Below are 13124 nucleotides of genomic sequence, written 5' to 3' on the forward strand. Positions count from 1 at the left end.
AACCTTCCGGCTGTCACCGCCGCGTCCGAGAGTCGCTCGCGTCGCGTTCGGCTTCCGCAGCCAGTATCGACGGCTCTCGCTCCGGCGTCGCGATCCGCGCGATGTACTGGAGGCTCCGCTTGTGCTCGGCTTTACTCAGCACCGAGCGGGGTTCGGGATCGGCGTCGGCGTCACGGTCGCGGTCGGTATCGGACTCCGCCGACTCGTCGCCGAACCCGTTCAACATCGACTGCAGGTAGGTCTCGATCCCCGGCGAGATCCAGCCGACCGACTCGTAGTACGCGACCGTCTGGGCCGCCCCCGAGACGCCGCCCGTCTCGACGAGGAAGTCCATCCACTCGAGGGTCGCGATCTCCGCGTCGTTTCTCGAGGGATGGCGAACCAGATACGGCGGATCGCCGATCTCGCCGTTGACGGCGTCGGCCGCCGGTTCGTCGATGGGAGCCGTGGTGTCGGTGTCGGGTTCGGCGGCGATGGCGGTATCGTCCCCGTCGTCGCTCGGCTCCTCCTCGAGCGCGAGATCCGCCGGATCGTCGACGTCCGTCTCGGCGGTCGCCATGTCCGCGAACTCGGCTTCGGTGTCGTCGTCCAAGTCGTTGAGTTCGTCGGTTAGGTCGTCTTCCGGGTCGTCCTCGAGGAGGTCGTCCTCGGGAATCGGCTCGTCGTCGAACGTCTCGTCGGCATCAGCTCCCGGTTCGTCGTCGAACGCGTCTTCTGGGTCGTCGTCCTCGAGGTCGTCGGCGAGGAAGTCTTCGGCCTCGGCGTTCGCGATGTCCTCGTCGATCTCGTCTTCGGGGTCGTCGCCGCCGCCGAACACGTTGCTCTGGTCGGCGGCGTGCTCGAAGGCGTTGCCGAGTTCCTGGTCGCCCACGAAGGGGTTGATCCCCTGCGTGACGATTTCGTACATCTCGACGAGTTTGTCGACGTTGCGTTCGACGGTCGTGATCGACTCGCTGATCTGTTCGTTTTCGCCGCGGACGGTCTCGACTTTGTTCCCGAGCGAGTCGATCTCCTTCTCGACTTCGTCGAGTCGGTAGGTGAGTTCCTCGTCGGAATCGCCGTCGTCGCCGGCGTCGTCCATCATGCCCTCGCCCATCAGCCCGTCGTCGGCACCGCCCAACAGGTCGTCCGCGTCGTCGTCCGGTTCGTCGTCGGCGTCGTCCGCGTCGCCAAGTCCACTGAATAATATCATGTTGTTGTGTTATTCGCTCCAGTAAAAGGTGATCGCGTCCTCGTTTCCGTTCACGATGACCGCGACGTCGGTGTCTCCGTCGCCGTTCAGTTGGTCGGCTTCCGTCGTAATTTCGACGACGCCGCCCCTGTCCCACCCGTTGCTGTCGGCGTCGAGGCGCTCGACGGATTCGACGGGCGCGTAGGAGCCGTCGACGACGACGTCGATGTATCTCGGATCGCCCGGGATATCCTTGTTCCCGATGTTCTTCGCCAGCACCGAGACGCTGCCGTCGTCGTTGACCATCGCGTCGGGTTGGGATTCGTCGCTGATGATCGCGATTTCAGTGTCGATCTCCTCGGCGACCGCCGAGCCCCGCATCTCGATCGAGTCGCTGACGTTGCCGACCTCGATGATGACCGTGCCGGCGACCGCCGAGGCGATCACGAGGCTGCCGATGAACATGATCAGATGCGTGGCGGAGACGCTCGACATCTAGGTCTCACCGTCCGTCGTACCGGTCGTCGCGGCGATGCCGTTCTGGGTCGTGATGCGAACGCTGTCGTCGCCGGTCAGGTCCGTCTCGGTGTCTTCGTCGGGGATTTCGATCTCGAGGGTCGTTCCCGGCGACCAGATGTCGGTGGTCGGCCGCTCCTCGTCGCCCTCGGTTCCCGAGGCGATGACGGTCGTGTTGCTATCTGCTCCGCGCAGGGGGTAGTACTCGCCGTTGACGACCACGTCGGTTTTCGAGACCGAGAGCGAGATCGCGCCGTCGTTGGCGACGGCGAGGGTTGCGACATCGGTGCCGTCGTCGTACTCGAACGACTCGATCGTGATATCGGTATTCTGCTGGTCCCGGAGCTGGTCGCTCTGTGCGGAAAACGCGTCACCGGTCGCGCCGGTGACACTGAAGAGGGTTGGAACGATGGCGCTGACGGCAACTAGAAGGCCGATGAGTATGACCATGACCGCGCCGCTCGTACTGAACCCCATCTATACGACGAGAGGCAGTGATATCGTAAAAGCGCTCTGGCCCCCTCGATTGGTTTTGGGTTGTGTGATAGTTGTGTGGTTGTCTCAAGAACACCTGTGATCTGCTGGTGTCCAGTGGTAGGCCAATGGTGCTGTGCTCGACGATCGAAGGAGAGACTGAGAGATTAGTTGTCACTCGAGGGTCGATGACGGCTCGAAGAAAAATAACCGAATCGTTCAGATCAGTGCGTCTCGCTTAGAGACGGACTGCTTCGCCGTCCTCAGTGAAGAGGTCGGGTGCAGTCAGCGTGACCTGAGTCGTTGCGGACGATGGCGAGACGATGTCGAGTGCGGACTCGTCTCCCTCGCCGAACGGTTCAGTAGAGGTACCGAAGGGCTCGGCACCGGGGTTGAAGACAAGAGTGAAATCGTTGTTGTCGTCAAGGACAGCGCTAGAGGCGTCAACGAATTCCCCGTCGTCGTCCTCGGCAACGAACCCATCGTCGAGGTCAGTAATGTCGGTAGCCTCGTCGTCATAGACAAGGTTTGCTTGCCCATTCGGACCGACAACTTGGACGACAGTATCGCCAAGCGCGATATCATCTGCTCCCGGCGCAGCAGTGATACCAACGCGGATTTCCTCGAGAGTCCCTTCAGATTCCGATTCAACAATACCGACTGTACTCGTCGTATCGATCCGCTCGGAGACGAGGTCAGTACTCTCTTCACCGGTCGCTTCAGCCTGCGACTGGAGCATACCAGCCGTATTGATCAGGACGCCCGCAGCAATTGCGGCGACCAGTACCATCGCGATGAACACGATGAGTGTACCGATCCCGACCTGACCACGGTCGTCGTCGTTGTTAGTTTCGAACATTGTTACAGCCTCACCGATTGACTATCCTGCGTGATCGTTGTTGGAACACGAAGTTCGGTCGTCGTCGTTGCACCGGAGTTCGTGGTGAACACGACCGACGTTCGTTCATCCTCGTTGAGTTCAGCGTAGCCTTCGATTTCCGAGACAACAGCGAACGACACTTCAGCACGATCGGTGCTGTCGGTCAGAACGCCGTCAGTGACGCCCTGAATATTGGCGATATTGTCGCCAGCGATGGCAACAGTGTCTTCACCCTGCTCTCCAATGAACTGAACCGTCGTCTGTTCAAGATCAATTGGGTTGGAACCAGGGGCAGTTGCAACGACAAACTGAATGTCGCCAACTCGCTGGTCGAGCTCACCGAATTCGACGTTCGCGATCTCTACGTCATCGAATTCATTCGGATCTGTATCACCAGCAGTGATAGTTGTTTTATAAAGCTCGTCAGCACCGACAATTTCGACTACGTACTCCGTACCGTCATCGGAGTCGACAGGTCCAAAGTCGAAGTCGGCCTCGTTTTCGTCAGCAACACCATCTTCTCTGACCTCAACAAGGTCACCCTCAGACCGATCGTTGTCGGTCAACCTAACGACGAGGTCATCAACACGTTCGTCATCTTCCTCTAAGACCTCATCAAAGGCAACAGTGACGGTGAAACTATCCTCTTCCGCCGGACTGACACCAAAGTCGGAATCCTCGAATTCGACAGCGGCTGGTCCTCCGCTAATGGCGAAGGTTTCAGTGCCTGCCTCGATATTCTCTCCATCGAGAGTTATTTCTTCCGCTCCCTCTGGCAGATTGGTGAATACGATTTCTTCGTCTTCCATAACCGCATCGTCATCGAATTCCACAATCTTCCTCTCTTCGAACTCTGCTTCACCACCAGTTGCAACAGTGAGAGAGACTTCTTCTCCTTGTAAGTCGGTGGCGTCACTGTTGAACTCAACTGTTAGATCGCCACCATCATCAGAGAGGGTATCGAAGACTGAAACTTGGTCAACGCCTCCTGATGAACTCACGATTTGTATCCGGTCACTCACTTGGCTTGTACTCTCTTCACCGGTGGCCTCAGCCTGCGTCTGCAGGAGACCAGCCGTATTGATCAGCACGCCCGCGGCAATCGCGGCGACCAGCACCATCGCGATGAACACGATGAGGGTGCCGATCCCCACTTGACCGCGGTCGTCGTCTGTGTTTCGTTCGAACATTGTTTTTGGATTGCGTCCAGCGCCCACCGAATCCCGTCCGTAAGACGGGTTCAGATCCTGCTGGAGCGTAAACGCGAATTTCGCCTACCCACTATTAAATCTACTCGCCCCCCTGACACTATATAACTCTACTTGCCAATCGCTATTATGCTTAAATCTACTTGCCGAGAGTCCCACACCCTATTTAGTTCTACTTGCCGATCGAACCCACACTAAGTAGTAGTACCCTTCAGTGGTGTGACCATTAAGTGCCAATCGGCGTTCGAATCGACCGCAATTCCGAACTCGCAATTCCGAACTCGAGATCCTCCCCACTCCCAACCCAACCCGCCTCGTCTCGCACCGATCACTCCACCTCCACACCCCTCGCCCACCACGGAACACGGCCGAGACATTTATTCCCCCACCTCGTCGATATCTCCGACATGGAAATCATCGACGGCGAGAACGTCGAGTGCAGTCGCTGCGACGAGCTCATCTCGCTCGACGACGCCAACGTCCTCGGCAAAGCGAACAACCGCACCTACGCCAAGCCCGTCTGCGACGGCTGTCTCAAAAACATCGGCGTCCCCCAGGGGTACGAACTCGAGCGCGACGTCAGTTACCTCAAAGAGAGCTGAGACGGCGACGCTGATCGACGACTCGAATCGCCGTTTGGTTCCGAACTCGATTCTCGCTGCTCCGCTCTCGGGTCCCGTTTCGGAACGGACCACACCTCAACGTCGACTTCCGGTCCATATCGACGACTGAGAGGAATTTGCTGCCCGTCCGACGTGGGTTTCGCCCGACCGTGACTCCGACGTGGGTTCCGCTCGAGTCGACTCCAATACCAACGCAACTCCCCCTCGAGTCACCAACACGCACACCTCGAGTCACCAACACACCCCTCGAACCACCCAAAAACCAGCTACTTGTTGTTCATCGCTTCGCTCGCGATATTCCGCCCGCGCGGTTTCAACGCGACCTCCCGACGCACCCGCACCTCCTCTAACACGTCCAGTTCGATCAGGCGCTCGTAGATCTCTTCGACGTCGTCCGTGTCGATGTCCAGAAACTCGGGGACCTCAAAGGGCGACACGCCGGAGTAGATCGCCATCAGCACCTCCTCTTCTTTCCCGGAGAGGTCGATCTGCGAGGCGTTTTTCTCCGCGCCGCGATCTAGCACCGACTTCAACATCGCACAGTTCTGGGACGACCCCGAAACGTAGGTCTGGACGCTCGAGCCCTCCTCCGTGTGCTCGGCTTCGATCACCGGTCGCTCTTTCGAGCGAACCGTGCGCTCGTCGCTCTCGATCGTGCCGACGTCGTCGACTTCGATCTGGACGAAATCGCCGCTCTCGACGGCGAAGTTCGCGACCCCGTCGTTGATTTTCACGCGGGCTTTCCGCCACGAGGAGTCCTGGACGACGCCGCCTTTCACCGCCGGATGCTTCAAGAGGACGATTTCGCCGTCCAGAATCGCCTTCTGGATCTGCAACTCGAACTCGTTGACCTCGCCCATCGAGATGAGGTAGACGTTCGCGCCGTAGTTGATGCTGATGTAGTTCGAGACCTTCGCGACGGTCTGGTTGACGTCGTACCGGCCCCGAATCGACTGGATCTTCGAGAGCGGAATCGTCTCCTTCCCCCCGTTGCTGACGATCACCAGCCGCTTGTTCGACAGCACCAGCCGCCCGTTAGACCAGTTGGTGTCGGAAAGCTTCCGCCCGTCGCGAACGACCTGCGTGAACTTTCCCGTGACGTCCGCGAGTTTGTGCTCGGAGTTGCTCATGCGAGGTCACCACTTACTGCGCCGACGCCGCCCAGTTTCGACAGCGCGGAGAAGCCGCGCTTTCGCAACCGGTCGCTGTCCGTTCGCTCGACGAACTTCGAGAGCCGCTTCCGAGACGTGTCGCCGCCGACCTTTCCGAGGACGAACAGCGCCTTCACCCGCATCTCCTCGTCGCGGTAGTCGTCCCGAACCAACTCGAGCAACCGCCCTTCTAGTCCATCCCCGTCCAGCACCGCCAGACTCGTCGCCGCGAACTTCGAGGTCATCTCGTCGTCGTCGCCCAGCGTCTCGATCAACGCCTCTTGGGCCTCCGCCTCGTGGTCCTCGGTCGCGATTCGACCGAGCAGCCACGCCGCGTTTCGCCGCTGGGCCGTCTCCGTACTCCGATCCAGAATCTCGATCAACGGCTGGTGGACGGCCGCGCTCTCTTCCGCCGCCTCGAGTTCCTCGACGATCTTTTCCCGGATCTGGTGGCTCGCGTTCGCCGGGGCCTCCGACAGCAACTGCACCAGCGAGAACATGGCCGTCCGGCGGACGGTTTCCGCGTCGTCGTTCAGTGCCCCCGCGAGGATCTCGACCGCTTCGATGCTCCCGAGTCGACCCAGGGCGTCGACGGCGATCCGCCGAACCGTTTCGTCGTCGGCGTCGGCGACGTCGACGAGCTCTTTCAGCGCGTTCTGCGTGCCGATATCCGCCAGCGCGTAGGCGATTTCGATCCGCACGTCGTACTTGTCCTCGTGGAGCAACTGGGATAACGCCGGGACGCTCTCGGGCGATTCGATGCGACCTAACGCGCGTGCGACCCGCTTTCTCACCCGCGGATCGGGGTCGGTCAACCGCTCGACCAGCGCGTTCAACACGTTGTCTTCGCCGATGCGACCCAATCCGGTCGCGGCGGCCATCCGTAGCTCGGGCTCGTCGGCGCTCAGCCCGCGCGCCAACACCTTCGCTTTCTTCCACTCCGCGATGCCCTCGAGTTCCTGTCCGGATATCTCGCCGATGAACTGCTCGAGGGCCTCCTGGCCGTACTGATCCAGCGCGTCGATCGCGGCCGCCCGAACGTCGTCGCTCTCGTCGTCCTGTGACGCTTCCACGAGCGCGTCGATGACCTCGGCTCTCGAGTATCGGTTGTCATCGGCTTTCGATTCCAGACTACCGAGTATCTCGGCCGCTCGCGCTCGAATGTCCGGATTCGAACTCCGTTCGAGATGCGAGATGAGTTGTTCGAATTCCGCGTTGCGCTCGAGATTAAATAGCGTCATGATTGATAGCTTACCGACTCGAAACTCGCGTTGGCGTCGCTCTGTCCGCTCGTCTCCGACGACTGTCGTCGGAACGTGTGCCCATCATCTCACTCGTCGTCGGCCTCATCTGTGGAGTTGTCCTGCTCCTCGTCGGTGTCGTCAGTGTCGTCGCCTTCGGTTTCAGTATCGTCCTCGTCACTATCGTCACCGTCGTCACTATCGCCACCGTCGGTTTCGATATCGTCACCGTCGTCGCTAACGTCACCGCCCGTTTCAGCCCCGTCGTCAGTGTCGTTGCCCTCGTCGAAGTCGAATCGCTCCTCGCCCTCCGGATACACCATCGTGTCGACGATCGCGTTCCACACGTCGGCACCGGAGACTTCCTCGGCCAGGTGCTCCTCGGCCCACTCCGCGTTGACGGCCCACCCTTCGACCTGTCCGTCGAACCGATCGACGACTTCCGTGTAGAGATGGTTCACGTCGGAGCCGCGGTCGATGAGCCCCTCGCTAAACACGCGATAGATGAGGGCTATCTCGTCGTCCGACTCGCCGCCGGTTTCCGCAGCCGACTCGTAGAACAGAATCAGGTCGTCGTCCTCGGTATCGTGGTACAGTTCGTCGACCGTGATACCGTTCTTCTCGAGCAAGAAATGAAATTCGTTGGGCGTCGCCTCCGGATCGTCTCCCGGATCCTCCGGTGTGACTTCGACGCGACTGCTGCCGATACCCTGCACGGAGTCCAAACAGCCCGCCGTCGCCCCGAGTGCGAACGTGCCAACAGCAGCGAGCGCGCGACGCCGGCTCGTCGAGCGGGTCGCTGGCTCCGCGTTCGCTTTCGTCCGTCGTCGACGAGTCCGGTCGCCGTCCTCGCTGTTGCTGGTCGCACACCCAGGCTCTCGTACCATCGTTACGATATCGTCTCACCAATAGGTGAAAAGCGCGTCGGCCGTCCCCCTCGCCAGTCGCGATTCGACCGCGGTACGAAGCGCCGTCCGTGCCGGCACTATTTTACATACGTGCACTCGCGACGCGCCAGAGCCGCGACTCACTGACGCCGATTCCAGGACCACAGCCGCCTTCGTAGCGGCGTTTACCGGAGACAACCGTACCAAAAGTCGAGTGACTGCGTGCCGTCCTCGAGCGAGATCCCGATACATATCGACGGAATAACGAAAATCTGGCCGACAATGCAATAAGCCTAGATTACTTACCGCTCGACATCGTGATTTCCCCGACGCGGCTCAGCGCTATCACGAGGAGACCGCCCCAACGGACGGGCACCGACCCTGCTACCACGCCACCGGCGCGAACAGCGACCGATTCGACCGCGGCGACGGGCCGAGTGACATCTCTTCGAACCGGACGCCTCTCGCGGAACGGCCTCGTCCGCGCCCGATTCGCCGTTATCCTCGCCGTCGTGGTACTCTGTGGTCTCGTCGTCGTGACCGGCGTTGCCGGAGTCGCAGCCGGGGATTCGAGCGGCTCGCCCGAGTCGGGGGCTCCAGCGGCCCTCGGCAGCAACGTGGTGCTGCTGTCGGACCAATCGTGTGACCCGGACGAGGATGCCGTTGTCGTCCGATTCGAAGACGAGCACGTCGTCAGTGGGGCCGCAGCGGACGATTGTCCGTCGGACCCACACATCACCACTGACGACGGCCACAATACGCGGCTCGTCGTCACCGACGGCATCGTCCAGACCGAAACCGGCGAACGGGTCCTCGCCGACGGCAACGAAATCCACCAGCTCGACGACGCCGATCCGGACCTCGTGGTCGCCGACGGCGACTTCGTCAACTCCTCGCTCGTCGTGGGCGAGGACGGCCGCATCGTCCTCGAAGACGACGAAGACGTCGCGCTCAGGACTGACGATTCCCGGGCTGACGTCGTTTTCTCCGACGACCCGGAACTGGATGTCACCATCACGGAGACGAACTCGCCGGGTGAAGGGGAACAACTCGACGTCACGGTCGAAATCGACTATGTCGGGTATTACGACGTGAGCGAGGATCTGCAACTCAAGGTCGACAACGGCACCGGCCCGGAACTCGTTGCGACGACCGGGATCGATCTCGAGCAGCGAGAGACGAAGACCGTAACGCTGGAGTATGAAACCCAACTCGGCGACGCGTCGGGACTCGAGGTGATTGCGTTCGCTAACAACGTAGAGGATCAGACCGAAGTGAACGTCGACCGAGCGGGCGTCTTCGTCGAAATCATCGACTCGAACCGTCCAGCGGAAGGCGACGAACTCGAGGTCACGGCCGAAATCGAGCGTGTCGGCGACCTCGAGCGACACGACTATGACGACCCATACCTGATCGAATTCTTCGTCGACGACGCTCGAGTGAGCGGGAAGGCGGTCGATCCGCTGGATAGCGGCTCGTCGACGACCGAGACCTTCACCTACCAGACCGTCGAGGGCGACGGTCCGGAGATCGAAGCCACGATCGACGGGATCCGCGGAGACAGCGACACGAAATCGCTCGAGGTCGTCTCGGAGTCGGCCCACGAGGGAGGAGTGTACGTCAACATCACGGATTCGAACGCCCCCGAAGAGGGTGACGACCTCGAGGTCACGGCCGAAATCGGACACGACGATCTCCCGGACGGCGATCACGAGTATCAGATCGAGTTCCTCGTCGACGGGAGCGTCGAAGACACGACGAACGTAACGCTCTCCGGGCCCGGATCGGACACCGTCACCGAGACCTTTTCCTACGAGACGGACGTCGGTGATGCGCCCCGAATCGACGTCGACGTGACGAGCCCAGGGGACGACGATTCGACGCGACCGCGGATCTACGGCAGCGGGTTCCAGGTCGAGATCATCGATACGAACGCGCCGGTAAACGAGTCCGAGCGGCTTCGTGCGACCGTCACGATCGAAAACACCGGCGACGTCGCCGGCGAGCAGAACGTGCGATTGATCGTGGATCAGGCGGCCGACGATCCGCGCCGAACCGTTCGGAGCGTCCGGGACAACGCTACGGTTAGTCTAGATGCGCCGGAGGTGACGACCGAACGGTTCAGCTTCGAAACGACGGATCGGGATCCCTCCATGGTCGAACTGATCGTGAGAAGCGAGAACGATGAGGACAGGATCAACGCGACGGTACGGCCGGACAGTCCGTTCTTCGAGATTTCCGAAGCCGATGTGCCGAGTTCGGTTGCGCCGGGCGAGGAGATGTCGTTCGATACCGTGATCAGCAACGTCGGCTCTCAGCCGGGAACGCAGTACGTCGACATCGAATTCGCCGGCGAATCCGCACACATAGACCGCGTTTCACTCGACGCGATCGAAGAAACGTCGGTCTCGTCCGCCGTTACGGCCCCGGATGACCCCGGGACGTACGAGTACACGATCCGCACGGCAAACGACACCGTCGAGGGGACGATCGATGTCGGGGGCTCGAGCGCCGACGACGACGACGATGGCTCGAGCAGCGATTCCGATTCGGACGACGGCAGCGAAACGGACGGCGAATCCACGGACACGGAGACTGAAACCGAAACCGCGTCGGAAACCGAGACGTCGCCTGCTGACGACGATCGATCGTGGCTCTGGCTCCTCCTTCTCTTCGGCACATTCGGCGTGCTCTGTGCCGTACCGGTGTGGCTCGTCTATCGTAACGATCCGGACGACTTCCCGCCGGAGCCGGCCGAGATACCGACAGCCCTCCAGGAGGAGACGGCCGCGATCGGTGCCGCCGGGAACGAAAAGCTGACTTCCCTCAAAGCGACCGACGTCGACTCGCTCGTGACAGCACTCAAGGCGGTGGATGCGGCGGCGATCGTGGCCGCCGCCAAACGCGCCGTCGGCCTCGGAACCGGCACGCTGATCGTCCAGAACGAACTGCCGAAACCGACGACGGTCCGCATCCGCTGCCAGACGGCCGACGATACCGTGCTGTTAGAGGATCTCACCTTGGATCCCGACGAGCGACGCGAGCTCGGCTCCTTACCGACCAGCAACCAGTTCAAGGTCGGGGCGGGCGTCGAGGACATCACGTCCCACGAGGAGGTGTTCGATCGGAAGAACGGCAACGTCGGGGTCGTCCTTCGACCGGAAGGGATCGTTATCGGGAACTGGTAGGCAACTGTCCCCGCTTGTACCGCATTGTCGACGAGCCATACCGATAGTTGTCAGTGAGCGTCAATGACACCTGATCGCAGACAGCGTCGTAATCGGTGCGTGACTAGTTTCACCGCCTACTATCAGGCGGCTTCGCCAACGATAGGTCCCGAGTAAACGAGACCAGCGCGGACCACTGTGGTCGGATCTCTTCGATCGATCGGACGAAAGCGGATACCGAATCAACGTTAGATAGTTTCTTTGATAGTTACTAGTTCTTCCCAGATAGCGATACTATTGAATCGACCGTCTCGAGACGAAATCGTGCCCCCTCGAGCGGTTCAAATCGGACCAAATACGCGTCCAAGCCGAAACCGACCGTTCGCGAGTGTCGGAGACCCTCTGAAACCGATTCCATCCACCTGAATCGAGCTCATAGTCCGGTTATCGCCAGTTCGGCAACAATGGTTCTCGATCTCGAGTGCAGTCTCGTGTCTGATCCGCGGAATCGGGAACGGGCCCACCAGTCCAGAGGATAAACGCTATAGAGTCTTCTCGACTGGTAGTGTAGTTTCTGCGACGCCCACCTTAACAGAGCCTACTTCCACCGTGCTAATTCGGTTATCGTTTCCGCAACTGCTTCCCGCAGTAACGGACTCAAGTGCAAAACTATCAATAACCAGTCTATGACGAATATCGGATGATTCGTTGATCAGGTGAGAGATCGAGCCAGTCCTGAGTTCGAACTCGCGAGGACTCACAGCGATGGCTTCAGCGCTGTTACGACGTCGTCGACGGTGAACAACCGCAGATTACCCCGTTCCTCGGCAGCGTCCGCTACGGCCTGCGTAAAGGCGCGGGAGTTCCTCCGTTCGGTTCACGAACCCGGACATAGTCTCCGATACGGCAGTGCCAAATACGGTACTTCCCATAATCATACTCCAAAGTATCGTACTTCGAAGTACGTTATTTGATCATCGGAGTCGGTGAATCACCTGGTGCTGAAGTGAATTAACCGGACTATCCCCCCAATCTCCCCGAGCGTTATTACCTACGCGATACCGTACGCTGAGGGAGAGATGACTGAGTGAATCGCTGCACGGGAACTCGATCTTCAGCATGCGTTTGCCATTGCCGTTCTCCACGCGTTGCGAGATGTCGTGCTGGATATGAAGGCGGTAGATCCCTACTTCGAAGATATCCGGAACGCTCGTAATCAACCGGTTACGGATAAATGAGGGGCGGAAACGATGACTGAGTCTTTCGGTGCGATTCCTGTCGCTCGCGAGTTTGCTCGCGGCGAAAATATGGGCCAACTCGGAAATGGTTCAGACGGGTTATAGGTCCGTTCAGTGACTGAACGCTTCTGGATACCCGGTGCAGTCGGGTGGTTTCCTTCGGGTTGGAATTCCGAGATAACCCATGTCCGAAGACGGAAACCACAATCTCGATCCGATCGGTCCGAGTACCGCGCAGCAACTATACCTCGACCACAAAGCGTCCCAGGCGATGGAGAAGACGGTCCAGGGTCACCGATACCGGTAACTCCAAAAAAGTACGCAGGATCCGGTAAGAAATCGCTTGGAAAGCTTGTGGTCAGCGAATCCAAAAATATCTTCCTTCGTACTGATTCCTGGGAACCACGGTTGGTAGAAGTGATGGAAAAGTCACCTTATCTTAATTCACTTTTTGGGTCACCAGTAACACAACATCCCTGAATTATGTGCTTTGTTGAATAGCTGCTGAATGGTAGTTAGAGTGGTTCACAGAGCTTTTCTATGTTGATGATGGCGAACATGAGGACAA

General features: G+C 59.7%; 10 protein-coding genes and 2 pseudogenes. 3 read left to right on the plus strand and 9 right to left on the minus strand.

The window, feature by feature from the left end; translation table 11 throughout:
- Positions 1 to 13: 13 nt before the first annotated feature.
- The 6 genes and pseudogenes from GS429_RS06920 to GS429_RS22125 form a co-directional block, all read right to left on the minus strand.
- Positions 14 to 1192, minus strand: coding sequence for a FlaD/FlaE family flagellar protein (locus tag GS429_RS06920; RefSeq protein ID WP_160064003.1), 1179 nt, complete (start codon positions 1190 to 1192; stop codon positions 14 to 16).
- A 9-nt stretch (positions 1193 to 1201) separates the two neighbouring features.
- Positions 1202 to 1666 (minus strand): archaellum stator protein ArlG, encoded by a 465-nt coding sequence (gene arlG / locus GS429_RS06925; RefSeq protein ID WP_160064005.1) that lies wholly within the window; start codon positions 1664 to 1666, stop codon positions 1202 to 1204.
- Positions 1667 to 2164: a flagellin gene (locus GS429_RS06930; protein WP_160064007.1), complete on the minus strand. Its 498-nt coding sequence runs from the start codon at positions 2162 to 2164 to the stop codon at positions 1667 to 1669.
- A gap of 235 nt (positions 2165 to 2399) precedes the next feature.
- Positions 2400 to 3020 carry an archaellin/type IV pilin N-terminal domain-containing protein gene (locus GS429_RS06935; RefSeq protein WP_160064009.1) on the minus strand — a complete coding sequence of 207 codons (621 nt, stop codon included), beginning with the start codon at positions 3018 to 3020 and terminating at the stop codon, positions 2400 to 2402.
- Positions 3021 to 3022: 2 nt separating this feature from the next.
- Positions 3023 to 3181 carry a hypothetical protein gene (locus GS429_RS22625; protein WP_425438190.1) on the minus strand — a complete coding sequence of 53 codons (159 nt, stop codon included), beginning with the start codon at positions 3179 to 3181 and terminating at the stop codon, positions 3023 to 3025.
- 513 nt (positions 3182 to 3694) lie between these two features.
- Positions 3695 to 4231 (minus strand): annotated as a pseudogene (locus tag GS429_RS22125) (archaellin/type IV pilin N-terminal domain-containing protein); the annotation flags it as partial.
- A gap of 425 nt (positions 4232 to 4656) precedes the next feature.
- Between GS429_RS22125 and GS429_RS06945 the strand changes: the two are divergent.
- Positions 4657 to 4851 (plus strand): hypothetical protein, encoded by a 195-nt coding sequence (locus GS429_RS06945; RefSeq protein ID WP_160064011.1) that lies wholly within the window; start codon positions 4657 to 4659, stop codon positions 4849 to 4851.
- Between the two features lie 287 nt (positions 4852 to 5138).
- Here the strand turns inward: GS429_RS06945 and GS429_RS06950 are convergent, their stop codons facing one another.
- The 3 genes from GS429_RS06950 to GS429_RS06960 all read right to left on the minus strand — a co-directional run bounded on the left by GS429_RS06950 (position 5139) and on the right by GS429_RS06960 (position 8151).
- Complete coding sequence (locus GS429_RS06950; protein WP_160064013.1) at positions 5139 to 6002, minus strand: CheF family chemotaxis protein; 864 nt, start codon at positions 6000 to 6002, stop codon at positions 5139 to 5141.
- Positions 5999 to 7264, minus strand: a complete 1266-nt coding sequence (locus tag GS429_RS06955) for a HEAT repeat domain-containing protein (protein WP_160064015.1) — start codon at positions 7262 to 7264, stop codon at positions 5999 to 6001. The genes GS429_RS06950 and GS429_RS06955 overlap by 4 nt, the downstream gene beginning before the upstream one ends.
- 89 nt (positions 7265 to 7353) lie before the next feature.
- Positions 7354 to 8151 (minus strand): DUF8159 domain-containing protein, encoded by a 798-nt coding sequence (locus GS429_RS06960; protein WP_235920755.1) that lies wholly within the window; start codon positions 8149 to 8151, stop codon positions 7354 to 7356.
- Positions 8152 to 8588: 437 nt separating this feature from the next.
- Here GS429_RS06960 and GS429_RS06965 point away from each other — a divergent pair, with 437 nt between their 5' ends.
- Together GS429_RS06965 and GS429_RS22630 are read left to right on the plus strand one after the other, a co-directional pair.
- Positions 8589 to 11339, plus strand: a complete 2751-nt coding sequence (locus tag GS429_RS06965; RefSeq protein ID WP_160064017.1) for a hypothetical protein — start codon at positions 8589 to 8591, stop codon at positions 11337 to 11339.
- A 1019-nt stretch (positions 11340 to 12358) separates the two neighbouring features.
- A pseudogene (locus GS429_RS22630) lies at positions 12359 to 12556 on the plus strand (DUF7437 domain-containing protein); the annotation flags it as partial.
- Between the last annotated feature and the right edge of the window lie 568 nt (positions 12557 to 13124).

Origin of the sequence: Natronorubrum halalkaliphilum (assembly GCF_009834785.1) — an archaeon.
Lineage (GTDB): Archaea > Halobacteriota > Halobacteria > Halobacteriales > Natrialbaceae > Natronorubrum > Natronorubrum halalkaliphilum.

Coding starts and splice junctions, on each gene's coding strand:
- GS429_RS06935 (WP_160064009.1), bottom strand. CDS start 3,020: ATGTTCGAAACTAACAACGACGACGACCGTGGTCAGGTCGGGATCGGT.
- GS429_RS06945 (WP_160064011.1), top strand. CDS start 4,657: ATGGAAATCATCGACGGCGAGAACGTCGAGTGCAGTCGCTGCGACGAG.
- GS429_RS06950 (WP_160064013.1), bottom strand. CDS start 6,002: ATGAGCAACTCCGAGCACAAACTCGCGGACGTCACGGGAAAGTTCACG.
- arlG (WP_160064005.1), bottom strand. CDS start 1,666: ATGTCGAGCGTCTCCGCCACGCATCTGATCATGTTCATCGGCAGCCTC.
- GS429_RS06930 (WP_160064007.1), bottom strand. CDS start 2,164: ATGGGGTTCAGTACGAGCGGCGCGGTCATGGTCATACTCATCGGCCTT.
- GS429_RS06920 (WP_160064003.1), bottom strand. CDS start 1,192: ATGATATTATTCAGTGGACTTGGCGACGCGGACGACGCCGACGACGAA.
- GS429_RS06955 (WP_160064015.1), bottom strand. CDS start 7,264: ATGACGCTATTTAATCTCGAGCGCAACGCGGAATTCGAACAACTCATC.
- GS429_RS06960 (WP_235920755.1), bottom strand. CDS start 8,151: ATGGTACGAGAGCCTGGGTGTGCGACCAGCAACAGCGAGGACGGCGAC.